General features: G+C 36.4%; 22 protein-coding genes. 19 read left to right on the forward strand and 3 right to left on the reverse strand.

Going from position 1 to position 24,218, the window contains the following annotated elements; genetic code table 11:
• Position 1: 1 nt before the first annotated feature.
• From AEA09_RS00125 to cydS, 9 genes are all read left to right on the forward strand, one after another.
• On the forward strand, positions 2-1,138 hold the full coding sequence (locus AEA09_RS00125) for a CamS family sex pheromone protein (protein ID WP_053581920.1): 1,137 nt from the start codon (positions 2-4) through the stop codon (positions 1,136-1,138).
• 256 nt (positions 1,139-1,394) lie between these two features.
• Complete coding sequence (gene gatC / locus AEA09_RS00130; RefSeq protein ID WP_053581921.1) at positions 1,395-1,682, forward strand: Asp-tRNA(Asn)/Glu-tRNA(Gln) amidotransferase subunit GatC; 288 nt, start codon at positions 1,395-1,397, stop codon at positions 1,680-1,682.
• A 24-nt stretch (positions 1,683-1,706) separates the two neighbouring features.
• Complete coding sequence (gene gatA, locus AEA09_RS00135) at positions 1,707-3,170, forward strand: Asp-tRNA(Asn)/Glu-tRNA(Gln) amidotransferase subunit GatA (protein ID WP_053581922.1); 1,464 nt, start codon at positions 1,707-1,709, stop codon at positions 3,168-3,170.
• A 1-nt stretch (position 3,171) separates the two neighbouring features.
• Positions 3,172-4,599 (forward strand): Asp-tRNA(Asn)/Glu-tRNA(Gln) amidotransferase subunit GatB, encoded by a 1,428-nt coding sequence (gatB, locus tag AEA09_RS00140; protein WP_053581923.1) that lies wholly within the window; start codon positions 3,172-3,174, stop codon positions 4,597-4,599.
• 194 nt (positions 4,600-4,793) lie between these two features.
• A complete protein-coding gene (locus AEA09_RS00145) occupies positions 4,794-5,354 on the forward strand; it encodes a thioredoxin family protein (protein WP_053581924.1) in 561 nt (186 codons plus the stop codon).
• Positions 5,355-5,423: 69 nt separating this feature from the next.
• Positions 5,424-6,356, forward strand: a complete 933-nt coding sequence (locus AEA09_RS00150) for a diacylglycerol kinase (RefSeq protein ID WP_053581925.1) — start codon at positions 5,424-5,426, stop codon at positions 6,354-6,356.
• 267 nt (positions 6,357-6,623) lie between these two features.
• Positions 6,624-7,970, forward strand: a complete 1,347-nt coding sequence (locus tag AEA09_RS00155; RefSeq protein ID WP_053581926.1) for a cytochrome ubiquinol oxidase subunit I — start codon at positions 6,624-6,626, stop codon at positions 7,968-7,970.
• The gene (locus AEA09_RS00160) at positions 7,967-8,992 is read left to right on the forward strand and encodes a cytochrome d ubiquinol oxidase subunit II (protein WP_053581927.1); all 1,026 of its coding nucleotides are present in this window, start codon (positions 7,967-7,969) and stop codon (positions 8,990-8,992) included. Before AEA09_RS00155 ends, AEA09_RS00160 begins: the two co-directional genes overlap by 4 nt.
• Positions 8,993-9,004: 12 nt before the next feature.
• Positions 9,005-9,127, forward strand: coding sequence for a cytochrome bd oxidase small subunit CydS family protein (cydS, locus tag AEA09_RS20400; protein ID WP_281176677.1), 123 nt, complete (start codon positions 9,005-9,007; stop codon positions 9,125-9,127).
• Between the two features lie 11 nt (positions 9,128-9,138).
• Here cydS and AEA09_RS19750 read toward each other — a convergent pair whose 3' ends face one another.
• Positions 9,139-9,276, reverse strand: coding sequence for a hypothetical protein (locus AEA09_RS19750; protein WP_156312006.1), 138 nt, complete (start codon positions 9,274-9,276; stop codon positions 9,139-9,141).
• A gap of 47 nt (positions 9,277-9,323) precedes the next feature.
• Here AEA09_RS19750 and rlmD point away from each other — a divergent pair, with 47 nt between their 5' ends.
• Positions 9,324-10,688: a 23S rRNA (uracil(1939)-C(5))-methyltransferase RlmD gene (gene rlmD / locus AEA09_RS00165; protein WP_053581928.1), complete on the forward strand. Its 1,365-nt coding sequence runs from the start codon at positions 9,324-9,326 to the stop codon at positions 10,686-10,688.
• A gap of 139 nt (positions 10,689-10,827) precedes the next feature.
• Here the strand turns inward: rlmD and AEA09_RS00170 are convergent, their stop codons facing one another.
• Complete coding sequence (locus AEA09_RS00170; protein WP_053581929.1) at positions 10,828-12,123, reverse strand: Na+/H+ antiporter NhaC family protein; 1,296 nt, start codon at positions 12,121-12,123, stop codon at positions 10,828-10,830.
• An 855-nt stretch (positions 12,124-12,978) separates the two neighbouring features.
• Between AEA09_RS00170 and AEA09_RS00175 the strand changes: the two genes are divergently transcribed.
• The 4 genes from AEA09_RS00175 to AEA09_RS00195 all read left to right on the forward strand — a co-directional run bounded on the left by AEA09_RS00175 (position 12,979) and on the right by AEA09_RS00195 (position 17,116).
• Positions 12,979-13,752, forward strand: a complete 774-nt coding sequence (locus AEA09_RS00175; RefSeq protein ID WP_053581930.1) for a Cof-type HAD-IIB family hydrolase — start codon at positions 12,979-12,981, stop codon at positions 13,750-13,752.
• Positions 13,753-13,893: 141 nt separating this feature from the next.
• The gene (locus AEA09_RS00180) at positions 13,894-14,139 is read left to right on the forward strand and encodes a hypothetical protein (RefSeq protein WP_053581931.1); all 246 of its coding nucleotides are present in this window, start codon (positions 13,894-13,896) and stop codon (positions 14,137-14,139) included.
• A gap of 545 nt (positions 14,140-14,684) precedes the next feature.
• Positions 14,685-16,145 carry an IS1182 family transposase gene (locus tag AEA09_RS00190; RefSeq protein ID WP_053581933.1) on the forward strand — a complete coding sequence of 487 codons (1,461 nt, stop codon included), beginning with the start codon at positions 14,685-14,687 and terminating at the stop codon, positions 16,143-16,145.
• A gap of 527 nt (positions 16,146-16,672) precedes the next feature.
• A complete protein-coding gene (locus AEA09_RS00195; RefSeq protein WP_162212714.1) occupies positions 16,673-17,116 on the forward strand; it encodes a DUF5412 family protein in 444 nt (147 codons plus the stop codon).
• 158 nt (positions 17,117-17,274) lie between these two features.
• On the opposite strand, the gene AEA09_RS00200 is transcribed toward AEA09_RS00195, so the two are convergent.
• A protein-coding gene (locus AEA09_RS00200) for an IS3 family transposase (RefSeq protein WP_156312008.1) occupies positions 17,275-18,440 on the reverse strand; the annotation gives its coding sequence in 2 pieces (ribosomal slippage) (positions 17,275-18,164 and positions 18,164-18,440; 1,167 coding nt in all).
• Positions 18,441-18,787: 347 nt separating this feature from the next.
• Here AEA09_RS00200 and AEA09_RS00210 point away from each other — a divergent pair.
• From AEA09_RS00210 to AEA09_RS00230, 5 genes are all read left to right on the forward strand, one after another.
• Positions 18,788-19,297 (forward strand): YfiT family bacillithiol transferase, encoded by a 510-nt coding sequence (locus AEA09_RS00210; RefSeq protein WP_053581937.1) that lies wholly within the window; start codon positions 18,788-18,790, stop codon positions 19,295-19,297.
• A gap of 774 nt (positions 19,298-20,071) precedes the next feature.
• Positions 20,072-20,926, forward strand: a complete 855-nt coding sequence (locus AEA09_RS00215; RefSeq protein WP_053581938.1) for a hypothetical protein — start codon at positions 20,072-20,074, stop codon at positions 20,924-20,926.
• Positions 20,927-21,369: 443 nt separating this feature from the next.
• Positions 21,370-22,059, forward strand: a complete 690-nt coding sequence (locus AEA09_RS00220) for a response regulator transcription factor (protein WP_053581939.1) — start codon at positions 21,370-21,372, stop codon at positions 22,057-22,059.
• The gene (locus AEA09_RS00225) at positions 22,056-23,324 is read left to right on the forward strand and encodes a HAMP domain-containing sensor histidine kinase (protein ID WP_053581940.1); all 1,269 of its coding nucleotides are present in this window, start codon (positions 22,056-22,058) and stop codon (positions 23,322-23,324) included. The genes AEA09_RS00220 and AEA09_RS00225 overlap by 4 nt, the downstream gene beginning before the upstream one ends.
• A gap of 127 nt (positions 23,325-23,451) precedes the next feature.
• Positions 23,452-24,213 carry an ABC transporter ATP-binding protein gene (locus AEA09_RS00230; RefSeq protein WP_053581941.1) on the forward strand — a complete coding sequence of 254 codons (762 nt, stop codon included), beginning with the start codon at positions 23,452-23,454 and terminating at the stop codon, positions 24,211-24,213.
• Positions 24,214-24,218 lie beyond the last annotated feature (5 nt).

A 24,218-nucleotide genomic window follows, 5' to 3' on the forward strand; every position in this document is an offset into this window, starting at 1 on the left:
AATGAAGTCATTTCGACTCATTCCGGCAATAGTGGCGGCTGCAATGTTAGTAGGTTGCGTACCTGCTGCTAAGGAAGATGCAGAGCTTGAACAGGAAGAACAGCAGGAAAAAGCAGAAACAACGATTATTCCAAATATATCGATTGATGAATCTTTTTATAAAACGTTAATCCCATATAAGGAAAGCGCTAGTCGGGGATTAATTGTTTCAAATATTTACACAAAGTATGACATTAAGGAAGCAGAAACTGGATTAATGCGTCTTTCTCAAAATGAGTTTGACACAGAGAATTACTACTTTCAAGAAGGTCAGTATTTAGCTGAAAGTACAGTGAAAGATTGGCTTGCGCGTAGCTCTCAAGAAGAGGAAGGCTTAAACCCTCCAACAACTGATACAATGACAGCTGAAGAGCGTGCGACGACTGCACCTGTTTATTTAGCGCATATTGTCGAGCAAAATTATTTAACAAAAACAAATGATAATAAAGTGAAGTTAGGCGGAATTTCAATCGGTCTTGCGATGAACTCTATTTATTACTACCAAAAAGAGAAATACGGTGAGTATTATGACGAGCCAATTGACGAAGCAAAATTAGTTGAGCAAGGGAAAAAAATGGCGGCAGAAATCATAACTCGTCTGCGTACACGCGATGAGCTAAAGGATGTACCAATTGTCGTTGGGTTATTTAAGCAACAAGCACGCAATAAAATAATCCCAGGTACGTATTTCTCCTATGGTGTAGCGGAAGCGGGACAAAATGATGTAGGCGATTGGGAAGCAATCGATGAAGAGTATGTATTGTTTCCAACAGACGATTCACAGGACGTCTATCGTGATGTGAGCAACAACTTCAAAAACTTTAAACAAGATGTTGATAAATACTTCTCAAACTACACAAGTGTCATTGGTACAGGCTTCTACCAAAATAAAAAAATCCAAAAGCTAACGATTGAAGTACCTATTCAATTTTTCGGTACTACTGAAGTTATCGGTTTCACCCAATATTTGACAGGTGCACTCATTAAGCAATTCGATAATATAAATGTCGAAGTAAGCATTACGTCAATAAATGGTCCAGAGGCTTTGATTGTGAAACAAGCGAATGAGAAAGATCCTTATGTGCATATTTATGAATGATGAAATATAGTCAGCTACAAGCTGGCTATATTTTTATGCTAGAAAGTATATTTTTAGTATGTAAATTCGGTTCACATAATGAACCGTGTCTATTCATAGATAACACTCTGTCATAGTAGCGAAAGTTTCTGTATTTTTGGTGAAAGTTGTGATTTTTAAAGTGAAAAATGTTATGATTGTTGGCATGGTTAACTTTATCTAGCGCTTTTTTTATTGATAAATTTAAAAATTATGGTCCTATTCGGAGGTGTAAATAATGGCGAAATTAACAAAAGAAGAAGTGAAGCACGTTGCGAATTTAGCACGTCTTGCAATTACGGAGGAAGAGGCAGAAAAATTTGCTGAGCAACTTGGTAAAATCACAGACTTCGCAGAACAATTAAACGAGCTTGATACGACAAACGTTGAACCAACTACACACGTGTTACCACTTGTTAACGTTATGCGTGAAGACGTAGCACACAAAGGTTTAGACCGTGAAGTAATGATGTTAAACGTAAAAGAACAAGAAGATGGTCAAGTAAAAGTACCAGCTATCATGTAATACTAAAATATAGGAGGATTCCTCATGACGTTATTCGAACGTTCAGCAAAAGAGCTACAAGCTGACATACAAGCAGGTAACTTAACGATCGCTGACTTAACAAAAGAAGCATACGAACGCGTTGCAAAGCTTGACGGCGATGTACAAGCATTCCTTGCTTTAAACGAAGAAAAAGCAACTGCACAAGCAGCTGAAATGGATCAAGTACCATTCAACGAACGTGGACCACTTTTCGGTCTTCCTATCGGGGTTAAAGATAATATCGTAACAGAAGGCTTAGAAACAACTTGTGCTTCTAAAATCCTTGAAGGTTTCATGCCGATTTATGATGCAACGGTTGTACACAAACTACGCGCAGCGGGTATGGTGACAATCGGTAAATTAAACATGGATGAATTTGCAATGGGTTCTTCAAACGAAAACTCATACTATAAAACAACGAAAAATCCATGGAACTTAAATCACGTACCAGGTGGTTCTTCAGGTGCATCTGCAGCAGCAGTAGCAGCTGGTGAAGTTCCATTCTCACTTGGTTCTGACACAGGTGGTTCAATCCGTCAACCAGCAGCATATTGCGGTGTTGTAGGGATGAAACCTACATATGGTCGTGTATCTCGTTTTGGCCTAGTAGCATTTGCGTCTTCTTTAGACCAAATCGGACCAATTACACGTAATGTAGAAGATAACGCACTTTTACTTGAAGCAATCTCAGGTTTAGACGCTAACGATTCAACTTCAGCAAACGTAGAAGTACCAAACTTTGCAGCAGCTTTGACTGGTGATATTAAAGGCTTACGTATCGCTGTACCTAAGGAATTCCTTGGTGAAGGTGTTGGCGAAGCAGCAAAACAATCAGTGCTAGATGCATTAGAAGTACTAAAATCTTTAGGTGCAACAGTAGAAGAAGTTTCTCTTCCTCACTCTAAATACGCACTTGCAGCTTACTATATTCTTTCTTCTTCTGAAGCGTCTTCTAACCTTTCTCGTTTCGACGGTATCCGTTACGGCTTCCGCGCTGAAAACGTAGATAACTTACTAGACCTTTACAAAGAAACTCGTGCACAAGGTTTCGGTGATGAAGTAAAACGTCGTATCATGCTTGGTACTTATTCTTTAAGTGCTGGTACTTACGATGCTTACTACAAAAAGGCCCAACAAGCACGTACGCTCATCAAAGCAGACTACGACAAAGTTTTCGAAGACTATGACGTAATCATCGGTCCAACTACACCAACACCAGCTTTCCAAATCGGTGAAAATGTAAATGATCCAATGACAATGTACGCTAATGATATTTTAACAATTCCTATGAACTTAGCGGGTGTACCAGCAATTTCAATTCCATGCGGTTTTGAAAATGGTTTGCCATTAGGTTTACAAATTATCGGTAAACACTTCGATGAAGAGACAATTTACCGCACAGCGCATGCTTTTGAGCAAGCGACTGAATTCCATAAACAAGTTCCTCAAATTTGGGAGGGAAAATAACATGAACTTTGAAACAGTTATTGGTTTAGAAGTACACGTTGAGTTAAAAACAAACTCGAAAATCTTCTCTTCAGCACCTGCTCATTTCGGTGCCGAGCCAAATACAAATACAACAGTAATCGACCTAGGCTACCCTGGTGTCCTTCCTGTATTAAATAAAAACGTAGTAGATTTTGCGATGCGTGCTGCCCTTGCACTTAACATGGAAATCGAACAAGAAACTAAATTCGACCGTAAAAACTACTTCTATCCGGATAATCCGAAAGCATACCAAATTTCACAATTTGATAAGCCAATCGGTAAAAATGGCTGGGTAGATATTGAAGTAGACGGTTACACAAAACGTATTGGTATTACACGACTTCATATGGAAGAAGATGCTGGTAAACTTTCACACGCTGGTGACCATTCATTAGTTGACTTTAACCGTCAAGGTACACCACTTGTAGAAATCGTTTCTGAGCCAGATATCCGCACGCCAAACGAAGCATATGCGTATCTTGAAAAAATAAAATCAATCATCCAATATACAGATGTTTCTGACTGTAAAATGGAAGAGGGTTCTTTACGTTGTGATGCCAACATTTCAATCCGTCCATACGGCCAAGAACAGTTCGGTACAAGAACAGAGCTTAAAAACCTAAATTCATTCAACTTCGTACGTCGCGGCTTAGAGCATGAAGAATTACGTCAAGCAGACGTATTACTTTCAGGCGGCGAAATTGAGCAAGAATCACGTCGATTCGATGAAAAAACAGGCAAAACAGTTCTTATGCGTGTTAAAGAAGGAACAGATGATTACCGTTACTTCCCAGAGCCAGACTTAGTGCGTCTTTCAATTGACGACGAATGGCTTGAGCGTGTACGTGCAGAAATTCCTGAGCTTCCAGATGCTCGTAAAAAACGTTATGTGGAAGAGTTAGGCTTAACAGCTTATGACGCAGGCGTACTTGTTCTTTCTAAAGAAATCTCTGACTTCTTTGAAGGTATGGTAGCAGCTGGTGCTGATGCAAAACTATCTGCAAACTGGTTAATGGGTGATGTTTCTGCTTACTTAAATGCTGAACAAAAAGAGCTTAAAGATACTGCGCTAACACCAGAAAACCTTGCAGGTATGGTGAAATTAATCGCAAACGACACAATCTCATCTAAAATCGGTAAAAAAGTATTTGCTGAATTAGTTGAAAATGGTGGTTCTGCTGATGAAATCGTCAAAGCAAAAGGGTTAGTACAAATTTCTGACGAAGGCGCATTATTAGCAATCGTTACTGAAATTTTAGACAACAATCCACAATCTATTGAAGACTTCAAAAATGGTAAAGATCGCGCTATTGGCTTCCTAGTTGGTCAAATTATGAAAGCAACTAAAGGTCAAGCGAACCCACCAATGGTCAATAAATTATTACAACAAGAGATTGCGAAACGCTAATTTCTTATTAATTGAAACAAGCCAAGAGAGCAAAATTGCTTTCTTGGCTTTTCATATGCAAAAAATAGATGACAACGAAATGGGCATACTAACAAATATACGGAGATACAGCATTAAATAGTTGTCTAAATTGCGTATTCATAGCAAAATATAGAATAGATACACTATATGATTTCTAGGGGGAATGAAGTGAAATGAAAACTGAACAAGCATATTTCAATGAAGCGATTTCAATTCAACAATATATGGACAATATGTCTATGCTAAAAGAGGATAGTTTCCGTATTTATGAGGGTTTTGAAGTACCGACTAATGATGGGTTTATCGATTTATTAAAGGGAAAACAACCTAAGATTTTAACGATTACAGAAGACTGGTGCGGTGATGCCATGTTAAATAATCCGATTATACGACGTGTAGCAGAGGCGGCTGATTTGGATATGCGTGCAGTATTACGTGATGCAGACACGGATTTAATTGATCGTTATTTAACAAATGGTGGTCGTGCCATTCCTATTTATGTATTATTAGATAATGCAGGACAAGTTATAGGCAAGTGGGGACCTCGTGCGCCTGAATTGCAAGAAAACGTTGTAAACAAACGCGCTAGCTTGCCGGACAAAGAAGATCCAACATTTGAAGATGCTCAAAAAGTTATGTATGGTGAAATTCGTGAAGAAAATATTTCGAACAAACAATTTTGGACATTTGTCTACGAAGATTTCAAAAAACATGTAACAGCAGCATTGCGATAAAAGTTAAGCAACATTCCCACGCAAAACAGCGTTTAGGGAATAGAATCTTATGAAGCAGGAAGGTATGTTATGAAAAGAGCAAGAATCATTTATAACCCTACATCTGGGCGTGAAGCATTTAAAAAGCATTTGCCTGAAGTGTTGGAAAAACTAGAGGTAGCAGGCTATGAAACATCTTGTCATGCAACAACTTGTGAAGGCGATGCAACAAATGCAGCGAAAATTGCAGTAGAACGAGGATTTGATATTGTCATAGCAGTTGGTGGAGATGGTACATTAAACGAAGTTGTTTCAGGTGTGAGTCAGTTTGAAAAACGCCCTAAAATCGGTTTAATTCCAATGGGAACGACGAATGACTTTGCACGTGCGGTGCATATTCCAAGAAATATTGATGAAGCGCTCGAAATCATTATTAAAGGGGATACATTACCGGTAGATGTGGGAATATTAAATGGTGTGCGCTATTTCATCAATATCGCTGCAGGTGGCCGTATTACAGAGTTAACTTATGAAGTGCCGAGCAAGATGAAAACGATGCTAGGTCAACTAGCGTACTATGTCAAAGCAGTTGAAATGATTCCATCGATTAAAGCGACACATATGCGTATTGAATACGATGATGAAGTATTTGATGGCGACACAATGATGTTTTTATGTGGCTTGACGAATTCTGTTGGTGGCTTTGAAAAACTAGCTCCGGATGCAAGCATTAACGATGGATTGTTTACTCTACTTGTTTTGAAAAAAGTAAGCTTACCAGAATTTGTACAGCTTGCAGCTATGGCATTGCGCGGCGAGCATTTAAATGATGAGCGTGTAATTTATAAAAAAGCTCGTTATGTAAAAGTAACGTCTAGGGATGAAGTGCATTTGAATTTAGATGGCGAATATGGTGGCGATGCACCGGCAACGTTTGAAAATTTAAAACGCCATATTGAAATTTTCGTACCGATAAACGACATTCGTGAAGAAGATCGCGTGGAATATCTGCAAAATAAGTAATTATGACCTTAAATAAGAAAAAAGTTTGACAAATGTACGTATATTAATTGAACAAATATTGAAACCTTTATAATAGGCCGAATTTTCGGCTCATTATAAAGGTTTTTTTCGTGGCAATAGTGGAAAATATAGGTATAGAAAGGAAAGGAAGTGGTGCATTTGTATAAAACGCAAGAAAAAAAGCTCATGTGGTTAAGCTTTGGAGTTGCAATTATTATGCTACTTTCCATACTCGGCAAAATATTTGGAGGTTAGGAGGGGAAAATAATGGTCAATGAGTCAGCGGTCTTCTGGAGTAGGGCACTAACTGAATTAACCCTATCGTTCCATATCATCTATGCAACGATTGGTGTTGGTGTACCACTGATGATTATGATTGCACAGTGGACAGGATACAAAAACAATGATGAGCACTACATTTTATTGGCAAGACGATGGGCTCGTGGATTCGTCATTACGGTTGCTGTTGGGGTCGTAACAGGAACAGCCATTGGTTTGCAATTATCGTTGCTGTGGCCAAACTTTATGCAGCTTGCCGGCCAAACGATTGCATTACCACTTTTCATGGAAACATTTGCATTCTTTTTTGAAGCAATCTTCTTAGGAATATATTTATACACATGGGATCGATTTGACAGTCAGAAAAAACATATGCTTCTACTCATCCCAGTAGCAATAGGAGCTTCGATGTCTGCGGTATTTATCACGATCGTGAATGCGTTTATGAATGCGCCGCAAGGTTTTGATATTGTAGATGGCGAGCTTGTAAACATTCAGCCATTTTTAGCAATGTTTAACCCTGCGATGCCGACAAAAGTAGCACATGTCCTCGTAACCGCCTATATGACATCGGCGTTTGTGTTGGCTGCAATTGCTGGATATCGTATGTTAAAAGGATCCGACCATGTATATCATAAAAAAGCCTTACTGTTATTAATGAAAATTGGATTGATCTTCTCCATTGCCGCGGCAGTGATCGGTGATTTCTCTGGAAAATATTTAGCGGAATATCAGCCTGAAAAATTAGCAGCTGCTGAATGGCATTTTGAAACAGAAGACAAAGCATCACTTATATTGTTTGGCATTATGCAAGATGGTGAAGTGAAATATGAGATTCGAATTCCTTATGCACTAAGTATTTTAGCGCATAATAATCCGAATGCAGAAGTGATTGGGTTAGACCAATTTGCAGAAGAAGATCGACCGCCACTCTATATTCACTATTTATTTAATATCATGGTATTTATTGGGATGTTCATGGTACTCGTCTCATTGCTTTATGTCGTTGGTAAAGCGCGTGGCTGGCAGTTTATCCATGCACTCTGGTATAAATGGATTATCGTCGCAGGTGGACCACTATCTATTATCGCCATTGAAGCTGGTTGGTGGCTTGCAGAGGTTGGGCGTCAGCCGTGGATACTATATGGCTTAATGCGCACCCCAGAAGGAGCAACAACAAGCGATCATGTCGATTTAATGCTGTTATTATTTGCAGGTGTCTATACTGTACTTGGAATTGGCAGTGTGGTCGTACTGACTCGTATGTTTAAGAAGAATCCAATTGAACGTGAAATACAAGATCGCCAATCTGAAAAGGGCGGTGACATCGTATGACATTAGAAGTTTTAGGGATTTCAGTGTTGTGGATTTTCTTATTTGGTTATGTGATTGTTGCATCGATTGATTTTGGGGCAGGATTCTTTAATGCTTACAGTGTACTTGTAGGAAAAAATCATATTTTGACGAACATTATTCAACGTTATTTATCGCCAGTTTGGGAAGTAACGAACGTCTTTTTAGTATTCTTCTTCGTAGGGATTGTAGGATTCTTCCCACAAACAGCATTCTACTATGGCACAATTTTGCTAGTGCCGGTTAGTATCTCACTTGTATTACTTGCGATCCGCGGTTCATATTATGCGTTTGAATCATATGGTTCAAGAGGGCATGTGGGCTATACACTAACTTACGGAGTTTCAGGATTATTAATTCCAGCTTCATTTTCTGTTGTATTCGCCATTGCGGGTGGTGGTTTTGTGGACATGGTGAATGGGCAACCAGTACTCGATTATTGGGCGTTGTATACGAGCCCATATGCATGGAGCATTGTCGTGTTAAGTATTGCAGCAGTGTTATTTATTTCAGCCGTATTCCTGACTTGGTATGCACATAAGGCAAATGATGAGGAAGCGACAAATCTAATGCGAAAATATGCACTCATTTGGGGATTACCATTAATGATTAGCGCGCTCGGCATTATGTACGAAATGAAAGGTATTAATCCAGAGAGCTATGCCAATATGGTCAAGTTATGGTGGATATTTGGTATTTCTGCAGTCTTATTCGTCCTTACGATGGTGTTACTATGGATGAAAAAAAATTACGGTTTGGCAGTAGTGCTATTAATAGCTCAATTTGGCTTCGCATTCTATGCCTATGGTCTCGCACAGTATCCGTATTTACTATATCCATATTTAACAATTTACGATAGTTTCACAAGTAAACAAATGGCGATTGCGTTAATCGTCGTATTTATTCTTGGATTATGTCTATTAATCCCGTCTTTATATTTACTGTTGAAACTATTCTTGTTCAATAAAAATTATGTAACAGGTAAAGAAGACAATCATGCATAGGAGGTAGTAGGAATGGATAATTTCATCATGTTTTATGCACCGTTCATTGTGGTGATTATAGGCATTGCCTTTGCCTTCTGGTGGGCGCCAAAAGATCAGCATGCAACAAAAAACGAGGGAAAGAGTCGCGAATAGCGGCTCTTTTTTTATGACAAGGTTGGATGCACGATAGAATAAAGGTTTTGCACAATTGCATTACTTTTCATATCGTCGTATGCTACATGTTTCTTTTGTGTGTGATCTCTAGCCATTTTTGTGAAAATCCAGCCTTGTTCTTTTTTCATCTGCTGTCACATGCTACAATAGAAGAATTGAAATGGAGGATTTACGTATGTCAGCACCTGTAAAAAAGAATGATCGATTAACAGTTTATATAGAAGATTTAACGCATGACGGCAATGGCGTTGCAAAGATCGATGGCTACCCGTTATTTATTCAAGGCGCACTTCCTGATGAGACAGCAGAAGTGCATGTTTTAAAAACATTAAAAAACTACGGCTTTGCCAAAATGATAGAAATCATTAAGCCATCACCAGACCGTGTAGAGGCACCTTGTGAATATTTTTCTCAATGCGGTGGTTGCCAACTACAACACCTGTCTTACGAAGGACAGCTAAAATGGAAAGAGAACATGGTGCGCAACGTTATGCAACGTATCGGCAAAATCGATGCGCCTGTATTACCGGTAAAAGGGATGGAAGAGCCTTGGCAGTACCGAAACAAAGCTCAGATTCCATTTTCAACAGATGAAGCAGGACAAGAGATTGCCGGCTTCTACAAAACGAAATCTCATACCATTGTGGATATGGAACGCTGCCTGATTCAAACAGGTGAAGCAGACGTCATTCTTGCTGAATTGAAAAAAGAATTAGCAACAATCGGCATTAGTCCATACAACGAAGACACACATGAGGGGATGCTACGTCATGTAGTTGTACGTAAAGCACGTGCAACTGGTGAAGTCATGGTCGTACTCGTAACGAAAAAGAAAAAGTTCCCTAAGGCAGAAGAGGCTGTTGCGACAATTCAAAAGCTAGTGCCGAATGTTACTTCAATCATGCAAAATATCAATTGCGATAAAACAAACGTCATCTTTGGTGAGGAAACATTGAACCTTTGGGGCAAGGACGTCATTATCGACACTATTGGCGATATACGATTTGAAATTTCTGCTCGTTCATTCTACCAAGTGAACCCAATCCAAACAGAAGTACTGTATCAGCAAGCGTTAGATTACGCAGATTTACAAGGGGATGAACGCGTCATTGATGCCTATTGTGGTATCGGCACAATTTCATTGTTCTTAGCGCAAAAAGCAAAAGCTGTCATGGGCGTGGAAATTGTGCCGCAAGCAATTGAAGATGCAAAACGAAACGCCGAGCTAAACGGCTTTACGAATACGTATTTTGAGGCTGGACCAGCAGAAGAAGTCATTCCACGTTGGTACAAAGAAGGCAAAGAAGCGGATGTACTTGTAGTCGACCCACCACGAAAAGGTTGTGACGAGGCATTACTGACAACGATATTAGAACAACGACCAAAACGCGTTGTTTACGTATCATGTAACCCAGGTACACTTGCCCGAGATCTTCGTATTCTAGAGGATGGCGGCTATAAAACGCAGGAAATTCAGCCAGTTGATATGTTCCCGCACTCAACACATTGTGAGGCTGTCGCGTGGTTGGAGTTAGTTTGATGTAATGAAAAAAAAGCTGTGCCGAAAATCCAGTTTTCATTGGGAATTTCGGCACAGCTTTTTGAATTGAAGTTTATTATAAGAATTTTTTTGCACCCGGTGCAAGTAATGCTAAAAATCGTAAATGCGAATAGTACATTTACGATTTTTGAATAGGTTTATTTTTAGTTTTCGGATAACCGATGAAGATGGCAATGACTCCGCAGACACCTACTAAAATGGAGTAATACGAATATTGCATGATTAAAATAGGGGAAATGCCGGCGATACTGGCAGCTGCTAAAAATTGTGCACCGTACGGAATTATACCCTGAACGACACATGAAAAAATATCGATGATGCTTGCTGATTTACGTGGCTCAATATCGTATTGATCGGCAATTTTTTTTGCTATTGGCCCAGCAATCATAATTGCAATCGTATTATTGGCGGTTGAAAGATCGGTTAAACCAACTAAACCTGCTATTGCAAATTGGGCATCTTTTTGCGACTTAATTTTACGCGTTGCGATATGTACGATAAAATCAATGCCGCCATTATGCTTAATGATCTCGACCATACCGGCAATTAACATCGCTAAAAACGCCATTTCAAACATATTGCTCATACCGTCACCAATTGCGCCGATAAATGTCATCACCTCATAACTACCATCAATTAAGCCAATAGTTCCAGCGAGGATGATCCCACTTGCTAATACTGTAAAGACATTTACTCCAATCAAAGCAAAAACAATGACGAATAAATAAGGAATCAATTTGTACCAATCAAAGCTTGCATGTGTCACTTGAGCTGTGGAATTCAGCGTCAAAAAGGCTAAAATAACACATGTGACAATTGCTGCTGGTAACACAATGAAAAAGTTAACTTTAAATTTGTCTTTCATTTCTGCGCCTTGTGAGCGGACCGATGCTATAGTTGTATCCGAAATAAATGATAAATTATCTCCAAACATAGCACCACCTATAACAGTTGCCATTAATAGCGGTATTGAAAGTCCTGTTTGCTCCCCAATCGCTAAACCTATTGGAGCGAGGGCAACAATCGTTCCAACTGAAGTGCCCATTGCTAAAGATATAAAACAGGCAATTATGAATAAGCCAATAACTAATAAGTTTTGTGGCAAAATGGAGAGTGCAAAGTTTACCGTTGCTTCAATAGCGCCCATTCCTTTTGCGGTTTCCGAAAATGCACCGGCAAGTAAGAAAATGATCACCATTAACATGACGTTCGAATTCCCGGCGCCGGTCGTAAAGGTTTCAATCTTTTTTGTGATCGTTTCTTTGCGGTTCATGAAAAGAGCAACAGTGCTTGCAATCGAAATGGCAACCAATACAGGAAATGCATAAAAATTATTTAATACAATTCCTGAGCCGATAAACAAAATTAAAAATACAACAATGGGAATTAATGCCCATGGATTTCCTTTTTGCATTTCTTCCTCCTTTAAGAGTGCGCATCAGTTAACATACAAATAAGAGCCTCTTCTAAAACCAATAAGAAGAGGCACCACATATGCTAAAGTGCATTTTATTTATATAGAAAATTTTTGTAGGGCTGAGCATGACATCTACTACTTTATTGCGAAGCGATTATTATGGCTATCCCACAATAATCATGATAAGAACTTTTTCATTTTATGAAATAATCCTTAGAATATAAGAAAATTCGTGTTAAGTCAATTTGTTTGTTATTTCCGAATAATATAAAAACACAGTTCTTTTGGACTAAAATAGAGTCTGACAATTGTATGAGTTAAATTCACAATTCTAATCCCTTTGGTATCAAGGGCTTTCAAATAATAAAAAAGGGCACCCGATATGGGAGCGGGCATAAACACTTCGTTTTAAAAAATGAGAGAATGGAGATTAGAGTACCTCGAGTTATTAAAGAAAACAATGATATAAAGGTTACAATTTCTCAAACATCTCTAGCTACCCTCTGAAGAGACTACTTTATAGTTTCTAAAAACCCATGCCATGATAAGCAATGCGAAAGCGCGTGATCTAACTGGAGTCAGATCTGAATAGTAAATCCAGTAGCACCATTGTGTTGCCACATACACTCGACACATTGCGAAGCGGTTGCGTGGTTAGAGTTAGTATAATGAAAAAGAACGAATTTCCGATGGTGGAATTCGTTCTTTTTTTTGTTGTTCTAAAAAAGATTAAAGATATTATTTTGAGGTTATTGAACTAATGTAAGCAGGTTAGTTGAAGAAGGATTTCTTGTTAGGAAATCGAATATTAGATAAGCAGTTATTATTAAAGAACTTAATAGGGAGATTTTTATGGGTTATAAAATTGTTTTTTTTGATGTTGATGGGACTATTACACATCATGAAGATGGCAACATTCCATACAGTACTATTGAAGCTATAAAAAAATTGAAAAGGAAAGGAATTAAGGTAGTAGCAGCAACAGGAAGGCCGTTATCAATGTGCAAGGAATTACAGGAGTTGGGTATTGAAACATTCATAACAGCGAATGGAGGATACGTGAAACATAACCAAGAAGTTATTCATAAAGTACCAATGGATAAAAGTATAATTCAAGAAGTTATGGCATTTGCCAAATTACAGAATAACGGATTGTCATTTTATACTGAAGAATTTAGTATGAATGGTGTAATTGAAACTGAAATTTTAAAAGCCTTAAAGGAAACATTGTCTCTGAATGATTATCCTGAAATTTATCATTTATTACATAATCAAGAGGTTTTTTTATTGTGTTTGTTTGCAAATGATGAAACGGTTGACAAGTACATTCATAAATTCCCGCATCTAACATTTAAAAGATGGCATCCTTATGTGTTGAACGTTTTGAAGGAGGATGTATCAAAGTCATTAGCCATCCTTAAAACTTTAGAATTTTTTGGGATTGATAAATCGGATGCTATTGCTTTTGGAGATGGAGAAAATGATATTGATATGTTGGAATTAGTAGGATTCGGTATAGCGATGGGAAATGCAAAAGAAACACTGAAAAATGTTGCTGATTTTGTTACCAAAAAATCCAGTGAAAACGGCATTGAATATGCATTGAAAAAGTTTGAGATAATTTAGACTGTAATCCTTAGTTTCGAAACCATCTTAAAAATCGCTTTTTCCTTATTGAGCTAACGGCGCAGGATAGTTGAAGAAGATAAGTAAAACAATTGCATAAATAATCTTTTTCTAGTATATGATGTTTGGGAGGGAAGAAAATTGAAAACTTTTAGACCTATTATTGTATGTACAATGTTACTAAGCGTAGTTACAGCGTGTAATCAACAAAATCCCGAACAAGATAAATTTGTTATATTTGCACACCACGAAAATATGAATGATAAATTGAGAGAATCTCTGTCCATATGTTTAAATACTGAAGAAATTACGTATCAAGTCGACGATGATAAAAATGTTTTAATAAAGAATAAAGATGTTGACCATGCAGTTATGCGTTGTTCATAAAAATTGTGTAATGTTTTTCGTTACTCAACCAACAGGCGCTTTAGTTGAATAAGCACAAAATAAGACCACTCCATGATGGGTGGTTTTTTATGTGTCGAAATTAGTACGTGGTATTATTTAATTTACTAAGGGAACAATTTTGTAACTATTATTTTTAGTATATGGGAAGGTGATGAGATGAGTAAAAGAGATCAGATACTACTTGGGGTCGTAATCATATTAATGATAATGAGTTTCGTGTTGCATTTAATGTTTGGTTTCGAAGCAATAGGACTTAAACTATTTGATTTGTTGATTATCGCCATGTGGGGTTTTATTCTCTTTGGAATATATAAGAGGAAGAACGGTGTTTTCTAACGATTAAATTCCGACTTTCAAAAAGACTAGTGTTTCTTACTTTTAGGATACAAAACAAGACTACTCAGTAAGAGGGCACTGAAAAAGTCCAAAATTTAATTTAAGCAGTGGAAAGCTCGTTTGCATCGAACTTTCCACTGCTTTTTGTTTTATACTAAGGTTATCAATGTATGTAGGTGGTATTTAAAATGATTTCAAACCAAGAAACGCTGAAACTTAGCCCTTTTATGGCGATCTATGATATCGTCGTACCCAAAAATAATATGCTTCGCCAAATCAATGAACTTGTCGATTTCTCATTTATTTTAGATGAGTTGAAAACTAAATATTGTCTCGATAATGGTCGTAATGCTGTGCCTCCTATTCGTATGTTCAAATATTTATTATTAAAAGCGATTTATGATGTATCCGATGAAGATCTGGTTGAACGCTCGAAATACGATATGTCCTTCAAATACTTTTTAGATATGGCGCCTGAAGAAGATGTCATTCATTCAAGTTCATTAACGAAATTTCGCCGACTCCGTCTTCAAGATGTGGGTTTATTAGATTTGTTGATTGGAAAAACGGTTGAGATTGCGTTAGAGAAAAACATCATTTCGAGTAAAACGATTATTGTTGATGCCACACATACAAAAGCACGTTACAATCAAAAATCACCAAAGGAATTTTTACAGGAGAAATCAAAAAACGTCCGTAAAGCTGTCTATCAATTTGATGAAACAATGAAAGAAAAATTCCCGCCCAAAACCACTTCTAACGAAGTAAATGATGAACTCGATTATTGCCGTCAAGTCGTAGAAATCGTGGAAGCACAACCAAAAATAGCGTGTGTCCCTGCTGTCAAAGAAAAATTAAATGTTTTAAAAGAAGTGGTCGAAGATTTTGAAGTACAACTTAGCTATTCCGCAGACCCAGACGCACGTATTGGTCATAAATCAATGGACTCTTCTTTCTTTGGATTTAAAACGCATATTGCTATGAGCGATGAACGCATCATTACTGCCGCTGTCGTGACAACGGGTGAGAAAAGTGATGGGAAATACTTAAAAGAATTAATAGAAAAAAGTAAAACAACAGGCATAGAAATTGACACAGTGATCGGTGATGCAGCTTATTCAGAGAAAGACAATCTCCAATTAGCTAAAACAGAGGAATTTCAACTTGTATCAAAACTAAATCCGCAGATTACACAAGGTGGACGTACGAAAGAAGAAGAATTTGAGTTTAATAAAGATGCTGGTATGTATGTGTGTAAAGCAGGACATATGGCAATTCGCACAGCACGTACGAATAAAAAGAACGTCGGAAAGAACCAACGTCAAACCTATTATTTTGACATAGAAAAATGTAAAGTATGTCCTTTGCGCGAAGGTTGTTATAAAGAAGGTGCTAAAAATAAGACCTATTCGGTGACCATAAAATCGATGGAACACGCAGAACAGGAAGTCTTTCAGAACACAGATGATTTTAAAGAACTGGCGCGTTCACGTTATAAAATTGAAGCCAAAAACAGTGAGTTAAAGAACGGACACGGGTATGATGTAGCATCATCTGCGGGTCTATTTGGGATGGAAATGCAAGGAGCCACAACTATATTCGCCGTCAATTTGAAACGGATACTCACGTTATTGAAAGAAAAAGAGTAAAATAACCGAAAGAAATAGGCGACTTCCTGTTCCAAGATGAACAAGAAGTCGCCTATTTTTATCTTAAATGAACCTACAAATTTAAAAACGTAAGTTTTTCAGTGCCCTCCTCAGTAATGGGTGGCTTTTTTAAGTATCGTAATTGTAAATGGTGATAATTATCCAAATGAAATTAATTTGGGTAGTATTAAACTAACATTACAGCATAGCAAAAGAAGGATATGATAGGGGGATGTAAATTAAGAAACGTTTAATTATGTTGATTTTATTAGCTGTGTGGTTTTTAACTTCAGCGTCATCAAGTTAGAATGTTAACGGATTAGTAAACTAACAGTGCAGTTTACTTGAAGAAGAATATTGCGGATATTTTCATTATTTGAAATGATTGAGATTGAATTTAAGAAAGGGGGATTATTATTTTAATTTTATTTGGTTTCTTAATTTCTTTTATTACCATTATATTATTCTTAATTTTATGTGCTAACATAATAATTTCTTTCATTAAAAAGAATCCTTTTCCTAAAAAAATGCTGATTGCTACGTTATCTGGGGTTGTTTTAGTATCTTCAATCTATATATATGAAATGTACTTTTTTACATTTAGAGAGATTGATAGAGAATTCATCCAAAATGGACCTGGACCTGTAACATCACCTACAGAAAAGTATGTTGCTAATGCTTATTACGAACCATTTGGTGGTGCAGCAGGAGGTGTTAATGTATGGGTTGAAATCACAAACAATATTGAGAAGAATAAAGTCCAAACTGTTTATTATAGTGATGCAAAAAGTAATTTTTCTATGGAATGGCTGGATGAGGATGTCCTGTACATTCTAAATGACGAACCTAATTATCCAAATTCAAATAGAAGTATCGAATTAGAAATTGGTAAAGAGATTTATCACGAAAATGGTTTGGCTTGTAAAAGTTTGTTAATGAAAGACGACTATGAGACTTGCTATCAATACTAATATCCCTTATTGAACTAACAGTGGCATTAATTGAAGATCATTGAGCTGCTTAGACACTCGACACATTTCGAATCGGTTGCGTGGTTGGAGTTAGTGTAGAAATAAAAAAGAGCGAATTAAACTGACCTAACGATATGAGACACATATAAAACACCTTTTTAGGCTGCCGTTACACCATATTTTACGGGTGTTAGGTAGCCTAATTTTTCTTGGATACGTTCTTCATTATAATAATTTAAATAGGTAATTACCCGCTCAATTACGTCTTGATTACGTAATGAATTAAATTTAACATATTGAAATTCCTCAGACTTTAAGTTCGAATGAAAAGATTCAATCACCGCATTGTCCCAACAGTTTCCTCTACGTGACATGCTGCTGACAAGGTCGTTTTCCTTAATGTAGGCCTGATACGCATATGACGTGTAAACACTCCCTTGATCTGAATGCACAATCACACCTTCGGGGTGGTTACGGACAGACAGTGCCTCCTTTAACGTGTCGATTACGAGTAGTGTCTGTTGATGATCGTATAATTTATAAGCGACAATTTCATTATTGAATAGATCCATAATGGTCGAAAGATATTTTGTAGTACTGCCATACTGAATATATGTAATGTCTGTCACCCACTTCTTGTTCGGTTCACTAGCCGTGAAATCTCGTTTAAGAAGATTAGGGGCAATTATGATGCTTTCACCTTGGGATTTCCACTTCCGTTTTGGCTTGATACGGCACTGTAAGTTATGCTTTTGCATGAGGTTCTGTACTGTATTGCGATTCAATTTTATATTATGTTCCTGCTTCAACATTGCCTTTATTTTTCTATGACCATTCCGATACTTAGTGCTTTTGCACAGTTCTATAATAGATTCCTCTACTACTGAAAGCGACTTATTTATGCCGTGAAGATACCATCTATAATAGTTCGCCCGTGGTACTCCTAACGCGGATAGGATAGCTGTAATCGTGTACTTCTTTCTAAGTTTCTCTACAATCTGTAGAACTATTTCTTTTTTAACTCCCTTTCGATTTCCATGTACTTTTTTAGAATTTCGTTCTCCATCTTCAAATGTGATAATTGTCGTTCCCGTTTATCGTCTTCACTGGCTAACTCGGGACCGTGACCGAAAGTGTATTGTTTACCAATCGGCTGATCAAATAGATAAATTTCATTCGCGCGATACCATTTCATCCAAGTTTCGACCTGTGATTTGTTTTTGATTCCGTGTTTCTCCATAATTTCATTAGTTGTCAATTCACCACTTAGTTTATCTTTAACAACAGCCCATTTAACTTCGCTTGAATATACGTTCTTGCCCATGCAAAAACACCTCCGATGTAAGTACTTTTTACAAGTGTACCACTCCGAAGGTGTTTTATATTGTCTCAATAATTTAGGTTAGTCCAAATTTCAAATAAAGAGGTTCGCTCTTTTTGGTTGAAATTTGTAAAGAATTACAAGGTCGAATTTCATTATTAGGAAAAGTCCACAACAAAAATCTTGTCTTTATATGTGAATAAATGTGGAGGGAATACTACAAAATCAGTAAAAACTAATTCTGTATTTATAGTTTTTACGTTGAAAGTTTACAACAACTGAGCCGATTGCTATATTAAGTGTTAATACCTGAAAATGGTAAATAAAGAATGGGGAAAAGGGGTTTGAAAATGGATGTAAGATTCCCAATTGGAAAATTACAAGTTCCTGAAAAAGTAACATTTGAAAATGTTCAAGAATGGTTAAAGCAAATTGAAACATACACAATTCGACTAAGAGAAACTGTTGATTTTTTAAGTGATGAGGAATTAAACAAAACTTACCGTGAAGGTGCATGGACAGTTCGTCAACTTGTACATCACATTGCAGATTCTCAGTTGAATATGTATCAACGTTTGAAGCTGGCTTTAACAGATGATAATCCAATAGTTCCAGCTTTTGATGAAGAAAAGTGGGCTGTTCAACCCGATACAGAGCTTCCTGTAGAAAGTTCTATTAAAATGTTAGAAGGCATAAATGAGCGTATCGTATCTTTAGGACAAAATTTAACTGAAGAGCAATTAGATCGAGCATTTACTCACCAAACAAACGGCAAAATAACAGTTTCAACAAAAGTTGCAAAATTAGCTTGGCACGAAGAGCATCATTTAGCTCATATAAAATTTGCATTATCAAAATGATTAAACTTTATTATATAAAACTAGCAGCGATTTATTTTATGTAAGGTGACTCTATTACATCTTTATTTCACATACACCACCCTCACCACATTGTGAGGCGGTCGCGTGGTTGGAGTTTTCATAATTTACCTGGTACACACGTAATTGGTAAACGATTCCGAGAATTTAAAAGTTATACTATATAACATAAAAAAGTAGACATTTTTAATCCCGACCCTGATTTTCTTGCAAATAACCTTTGCGAAATTGGGGTCTTTTTATATGGAATTTAATTGGAAAATATCTCATGTTCAGCATATATGATTAGTACACGGATTAATCCATCTGTTTCTTTTCTAGGAAAGGAATTGCTTGTATTGATTTTATATCATGAAGCCATCCTATGCTTATCACCGGTAATCAAGTGGTTATTTATATGGGCTTTCCAGAAGTTTTGCGACTTTTTGGAGGCCTTTATTTCATAGCTATTTCAAGGTTATTTAAAGAATAATTCTTCATTCTACCTCATGATAAAATATGTTGTCAATAATAAATTTGTGAATTTATTAAAAAAATGTTACAATAGTCTTACAATTGTTTTTTTGAACTCGTATTTCGAATTCAGCTGTCCTTTTTTGCAGATAGAATTTGGATACGTTTTTTTAATATCCTTTTTAAAGCCGAAGAAAAAAATTAAAACAGTTATGTGAGCTTTAAAGGAAGTTAGTTGAATAAAATTATTAATTTATTTTCTAATTGTAACCGAGTATTTATTCCATAAGGAGGACTAGAATAATGAATCTAATCAATAAGAAAGTTACACACAAGCGTTTTGGAATGGGTAGTATAGTTAAACAAAATGATTCTAGTATAGAAATAAATTTCGCATCGGAAAATAAAATGTTTGTTTTCCCTGATGTATTTGGAAAGCACCTAAAACTACATGATAAAAGTGATGCTAGTTCACTTGAAAAAATAATTCAAAAAAAGGAAATGGAACGAAAAGAGGAAGAATCGAAGAAGGAAGAGGAAAAAAAACTACAACGAAAAAACCTGGAACTTCGCTTAGAACACGAAAAACTTATGAAACATCATAAACTTCATCCAGAATCACAAATGGTTTTTAAGTGTGACGCAGAAGAACAGAGTAGTTCTTTTTCAGAGTGGAAGGTTTTTTCAGGCGCAATAAAAAGTGGTAATAACAAAGGGAAGCCAAACAAACCAACCCGCTTGCACCAAAATAGCGCTGTCCTGTTAACAGCAATAGATTCCGGCATGCCTGAAAAAGACAGACGTATCTTAGGTGTCTATATGGTGAATGAAGATTTTATCGGTAAGCTTTGTGAAGATGGAAATATTCCTGCTCATTCAAAATACAGACTCCAACTTACAGAACAGGAATCGGAGCAGTTACTTTTGTGGGAATATTATGTAAATGAAAAATCTCCCGACAAAATGACATGGAATACAGGTAAATACCGTTACTTTGATAATTTATGGATGGCTCAAATTTTACTTGATATAGTTTCGTTGAAAAGTAACCCAGAGGAACGCGAGCTGGCACAACAATTTTTTAAACATTTTTGTAAAATGAATCAGATAACAGTTCAAGATTTACCAAAGCCTAATGGCGCATTATTGCGTATTTAGACGTTAGCCCAATGATAATAAGAATGACAGGAGACTGACATATTTTCCTATCTATTACTAATGGCGGACAGTACCTGGCTCTGTCTGCTAATAAACGTGTGGAATTAATATAATCATTTATCAAGAACGAATTCTTATTAAAAGGATTCGTTCTTTTTGTATTAGGGACTTTCATTTTTCTAACGCCTCCGTGTCCCAAGTTTCTTGTCCAGGGTAGTTTGTCTTGTTTCGTTATACAGCTTTCGCCCTCTCTTACTGTTGAAATTCTACAAAACTAAAAAATCCATTAAAACGGGTTGAATAGCGCTTTTATAACATTTTATAAATACTATTTTGTTAAATATGTAAGTAAATCCATAAATTTATATATACTTTTTGAACTTAATGTATACTGTAGATATCCTGTTAAACAAGTAGGAAAGTCTTTTTCTAGGAGAGTTACGATGAAATTAGATTGTTTAATTGTTGATGATGAGATTGCTTTAGCTGAAACAACTTGTGAATATTTTAATATGTTCGAAGTCAAAACAGCATTTGTTACAAGTGCAGAGGAGTGCGAGCTTTTTTTGAAGGAACATGAACCATCATTGATTCTTCTAGACATCAATCTCGGTAGTGAATCAGGGTTTGATTTATGTAAAAGATTGCGTAAAACTACGCAGATTCCCATTCTATTTATAAGTGCTCGCTCTAGTGATGACGACGTTCTAATTGCGCTTAACATCGGTGGAGACGATTACATTCAAAAGCCATATACACTAAGTATTTTACTAGCAAAAGTAAAAGCGGTACTTAAAAGATATGGCAGTGGTTCTAGCAACCAACAAGAGGTTTTAGAGTTTGGTCAAATCCAAATTGATACACAACTTCATCGTGTTCGAGTTAAGGGTATTGATATTCAGCTAAAAACGATGGAATATAAACTTCTCTCGTATTTGGCGAAAAATAAAAATCGTATCATCACAAAAAATGAATTGTTTCAAAATGTATGGGGAGATACCTTTGTAGGGGATGGAACCCTAAATGTACATATTCGCCATTTACGCGAGAAAATTGAAGAGAATCCAAAGGACCCGCAATTTATAAAAACGGTTTGGGGAACGGGGTATGTGTTAGAGGATACCAAGAAATGAGAATAAAACTGTTAATTATCATCTTTTTGGTTATCTTTACTACAGGAATTACTTTCCCCATAATCATGATTAACCATAAAAATATTTCAGAAGTGAATATTGTAGCCATTAATGAAGTAGTTAAAACTGTCGAAAGAAATTGGGGACATATTAATAAAGAAACACTTAGCAACAGCGGTTTTAACCCCCCACTTACGATTATAGATAACGTAGAAAACGTAATATATCAATCCCCTGGTATTCAATTTAACAATACATATGATGCCATCAAAAATAGAGCGTCGATTGTAGATGTGATGCAAAATGATGAAGTTGTAGGGAAGATTATTATCCATAATAACGAACAAGAAATAGTGCGAAAAATGAAAAAGGAACTGGTTACATCCTTCATTTTAATAGTTGGTTTATTAATGATTGTTAGTAGTATTTATTTTTTCTATATTTATAGAACGTTATTGAAACCTTTTCAGCAACTTCAACATTTCGCAGCACATGTCGCTAGAGGTAATCTAGATATCCCTTTAAATATGGGTAAGAGCAATTATTTTGGCGCATTCACGGAAAGTTTTGATTTGTTACGTGAGGAACTCTATGCTGCTCGTGAAAGAGAGTATGAATCCAACCGTAGTAAGAAAGAGCTTGTGGCTACATTAAGTCATGATATTAAGACGCCTATTGCATCGATAAAAGCTGTAAGTGAGTTAATGCTTATGCAAATAAAAGATGAAAAGATGATTAAACACGTAAATACTATCAATTCGAAAGCAGAGCAAGTTAACTTACTTGTTACGGATATGTTTCACGCTACTTTAGAAGAACTTCAACAGTTAAAATTAACAGTAACTGAAGAATCGAGTGAAGTACTTGTTGGAATGATTGAAAATGTAAATTACGATCATCAAATCGTTTATGATTCTATTCCACCTTGTATAATTTTAACCGATCCCGTCCGAATGCAGCAGGTAATCGATAATATTATAAGTAATTCATATAAGTATGCAGGAACAAAAATCTCGATTAAACCTCAAATTATTCAGGATTATCTAGAGCTATATATTCAAGATTTTGGACCGGGAATTAGCGAAGAAGAATTGCCACTACTGTTTAATAAATATTATCGGGGCAAAAATGTCGAAGGCAAGAATGGATCAGGACTAGGTCTCTTTATATCGAAGTACTTCATGGAAAATATGCAAGGCCAAATTAACTGTTTCAATCGAGATGATGGTTTTACGGTAGTCTTGAAAATAAAACTCGCTTCCTAATTAAGGAATAATTAAGAATTACACAAAGACTTAATAAGAATTCATTTTGTATGCTAAGACTGTAATCATCATTACGGTCTTTTTTCTTTGAGTTGAAAATCAATTAGGGGAGAGTGCAAATTAAATTATGACAAAGATCATTATTAAAACGGAGAAGTTGTGTAAAACTTTTTCGAGCGGTGGAATTCAACAGCATGTTTTAAAAAATTTAGATATCAGTTTATTCGAAGGCGATTTTACTATCATAATGGGTAGTTCAGGATCCGGGAAATCCACTTTACTTTACGCAATGAGTGGGATGGATAAACCAACATTAGGTGAAATCGATTTTGCTGGAAAAAGTTTATCTCAATTAAACAACGATCAACTTGCGGTATTTAGAAGAAACAACTGTGGTTTTGTATTTCAACAAATATATTTACTAGACAATATGAGCGTACTTGATAATGTACTGGCAAGTGGTCTTTTAGTAAATAAGAAAAAGAGTGAACTCGTACAAAAAGCGAAAGAATTATTAATGCAAGTAGGAATCAATGATAACGCATGGTCTAAATTTCCGACACAACTTTCGGGTGGTGAGGCGCAACGAGTTGGGATTGTTCGTGCATTGATTAACAATCCGAGAATAGTTTTTGCAGATGAACCAACCGGTGCATTAAACTCTGCATCTAGTGAGAGTGTATTAGATGTTTTAACAAATGTAAATCAAAACGGACAAAGTCTTGTCATGGTCACGCATGATATGAAAACCGCATTACGTGGGAATCGAATTTTATATTTACGAGATGGTGTCATTTGTGGTGATTTGCAGTTAGGTGGATACAGTGAACAAAACAATCTCGAACGGCACGAGAAACTCCAACATTTCCTAGCTGAAATGGGGTGGTAGGGTGA

Source organism: Lysinibacillus contaminans (genome assembly GCF_001278945.1).
Classification (GTDB): domain Bacteria; phylum Bacillota; class Bacilli; order Bacillales_A; family Planococcaceae; genus Lysinibacillus; species Lysinibacillus contaminans.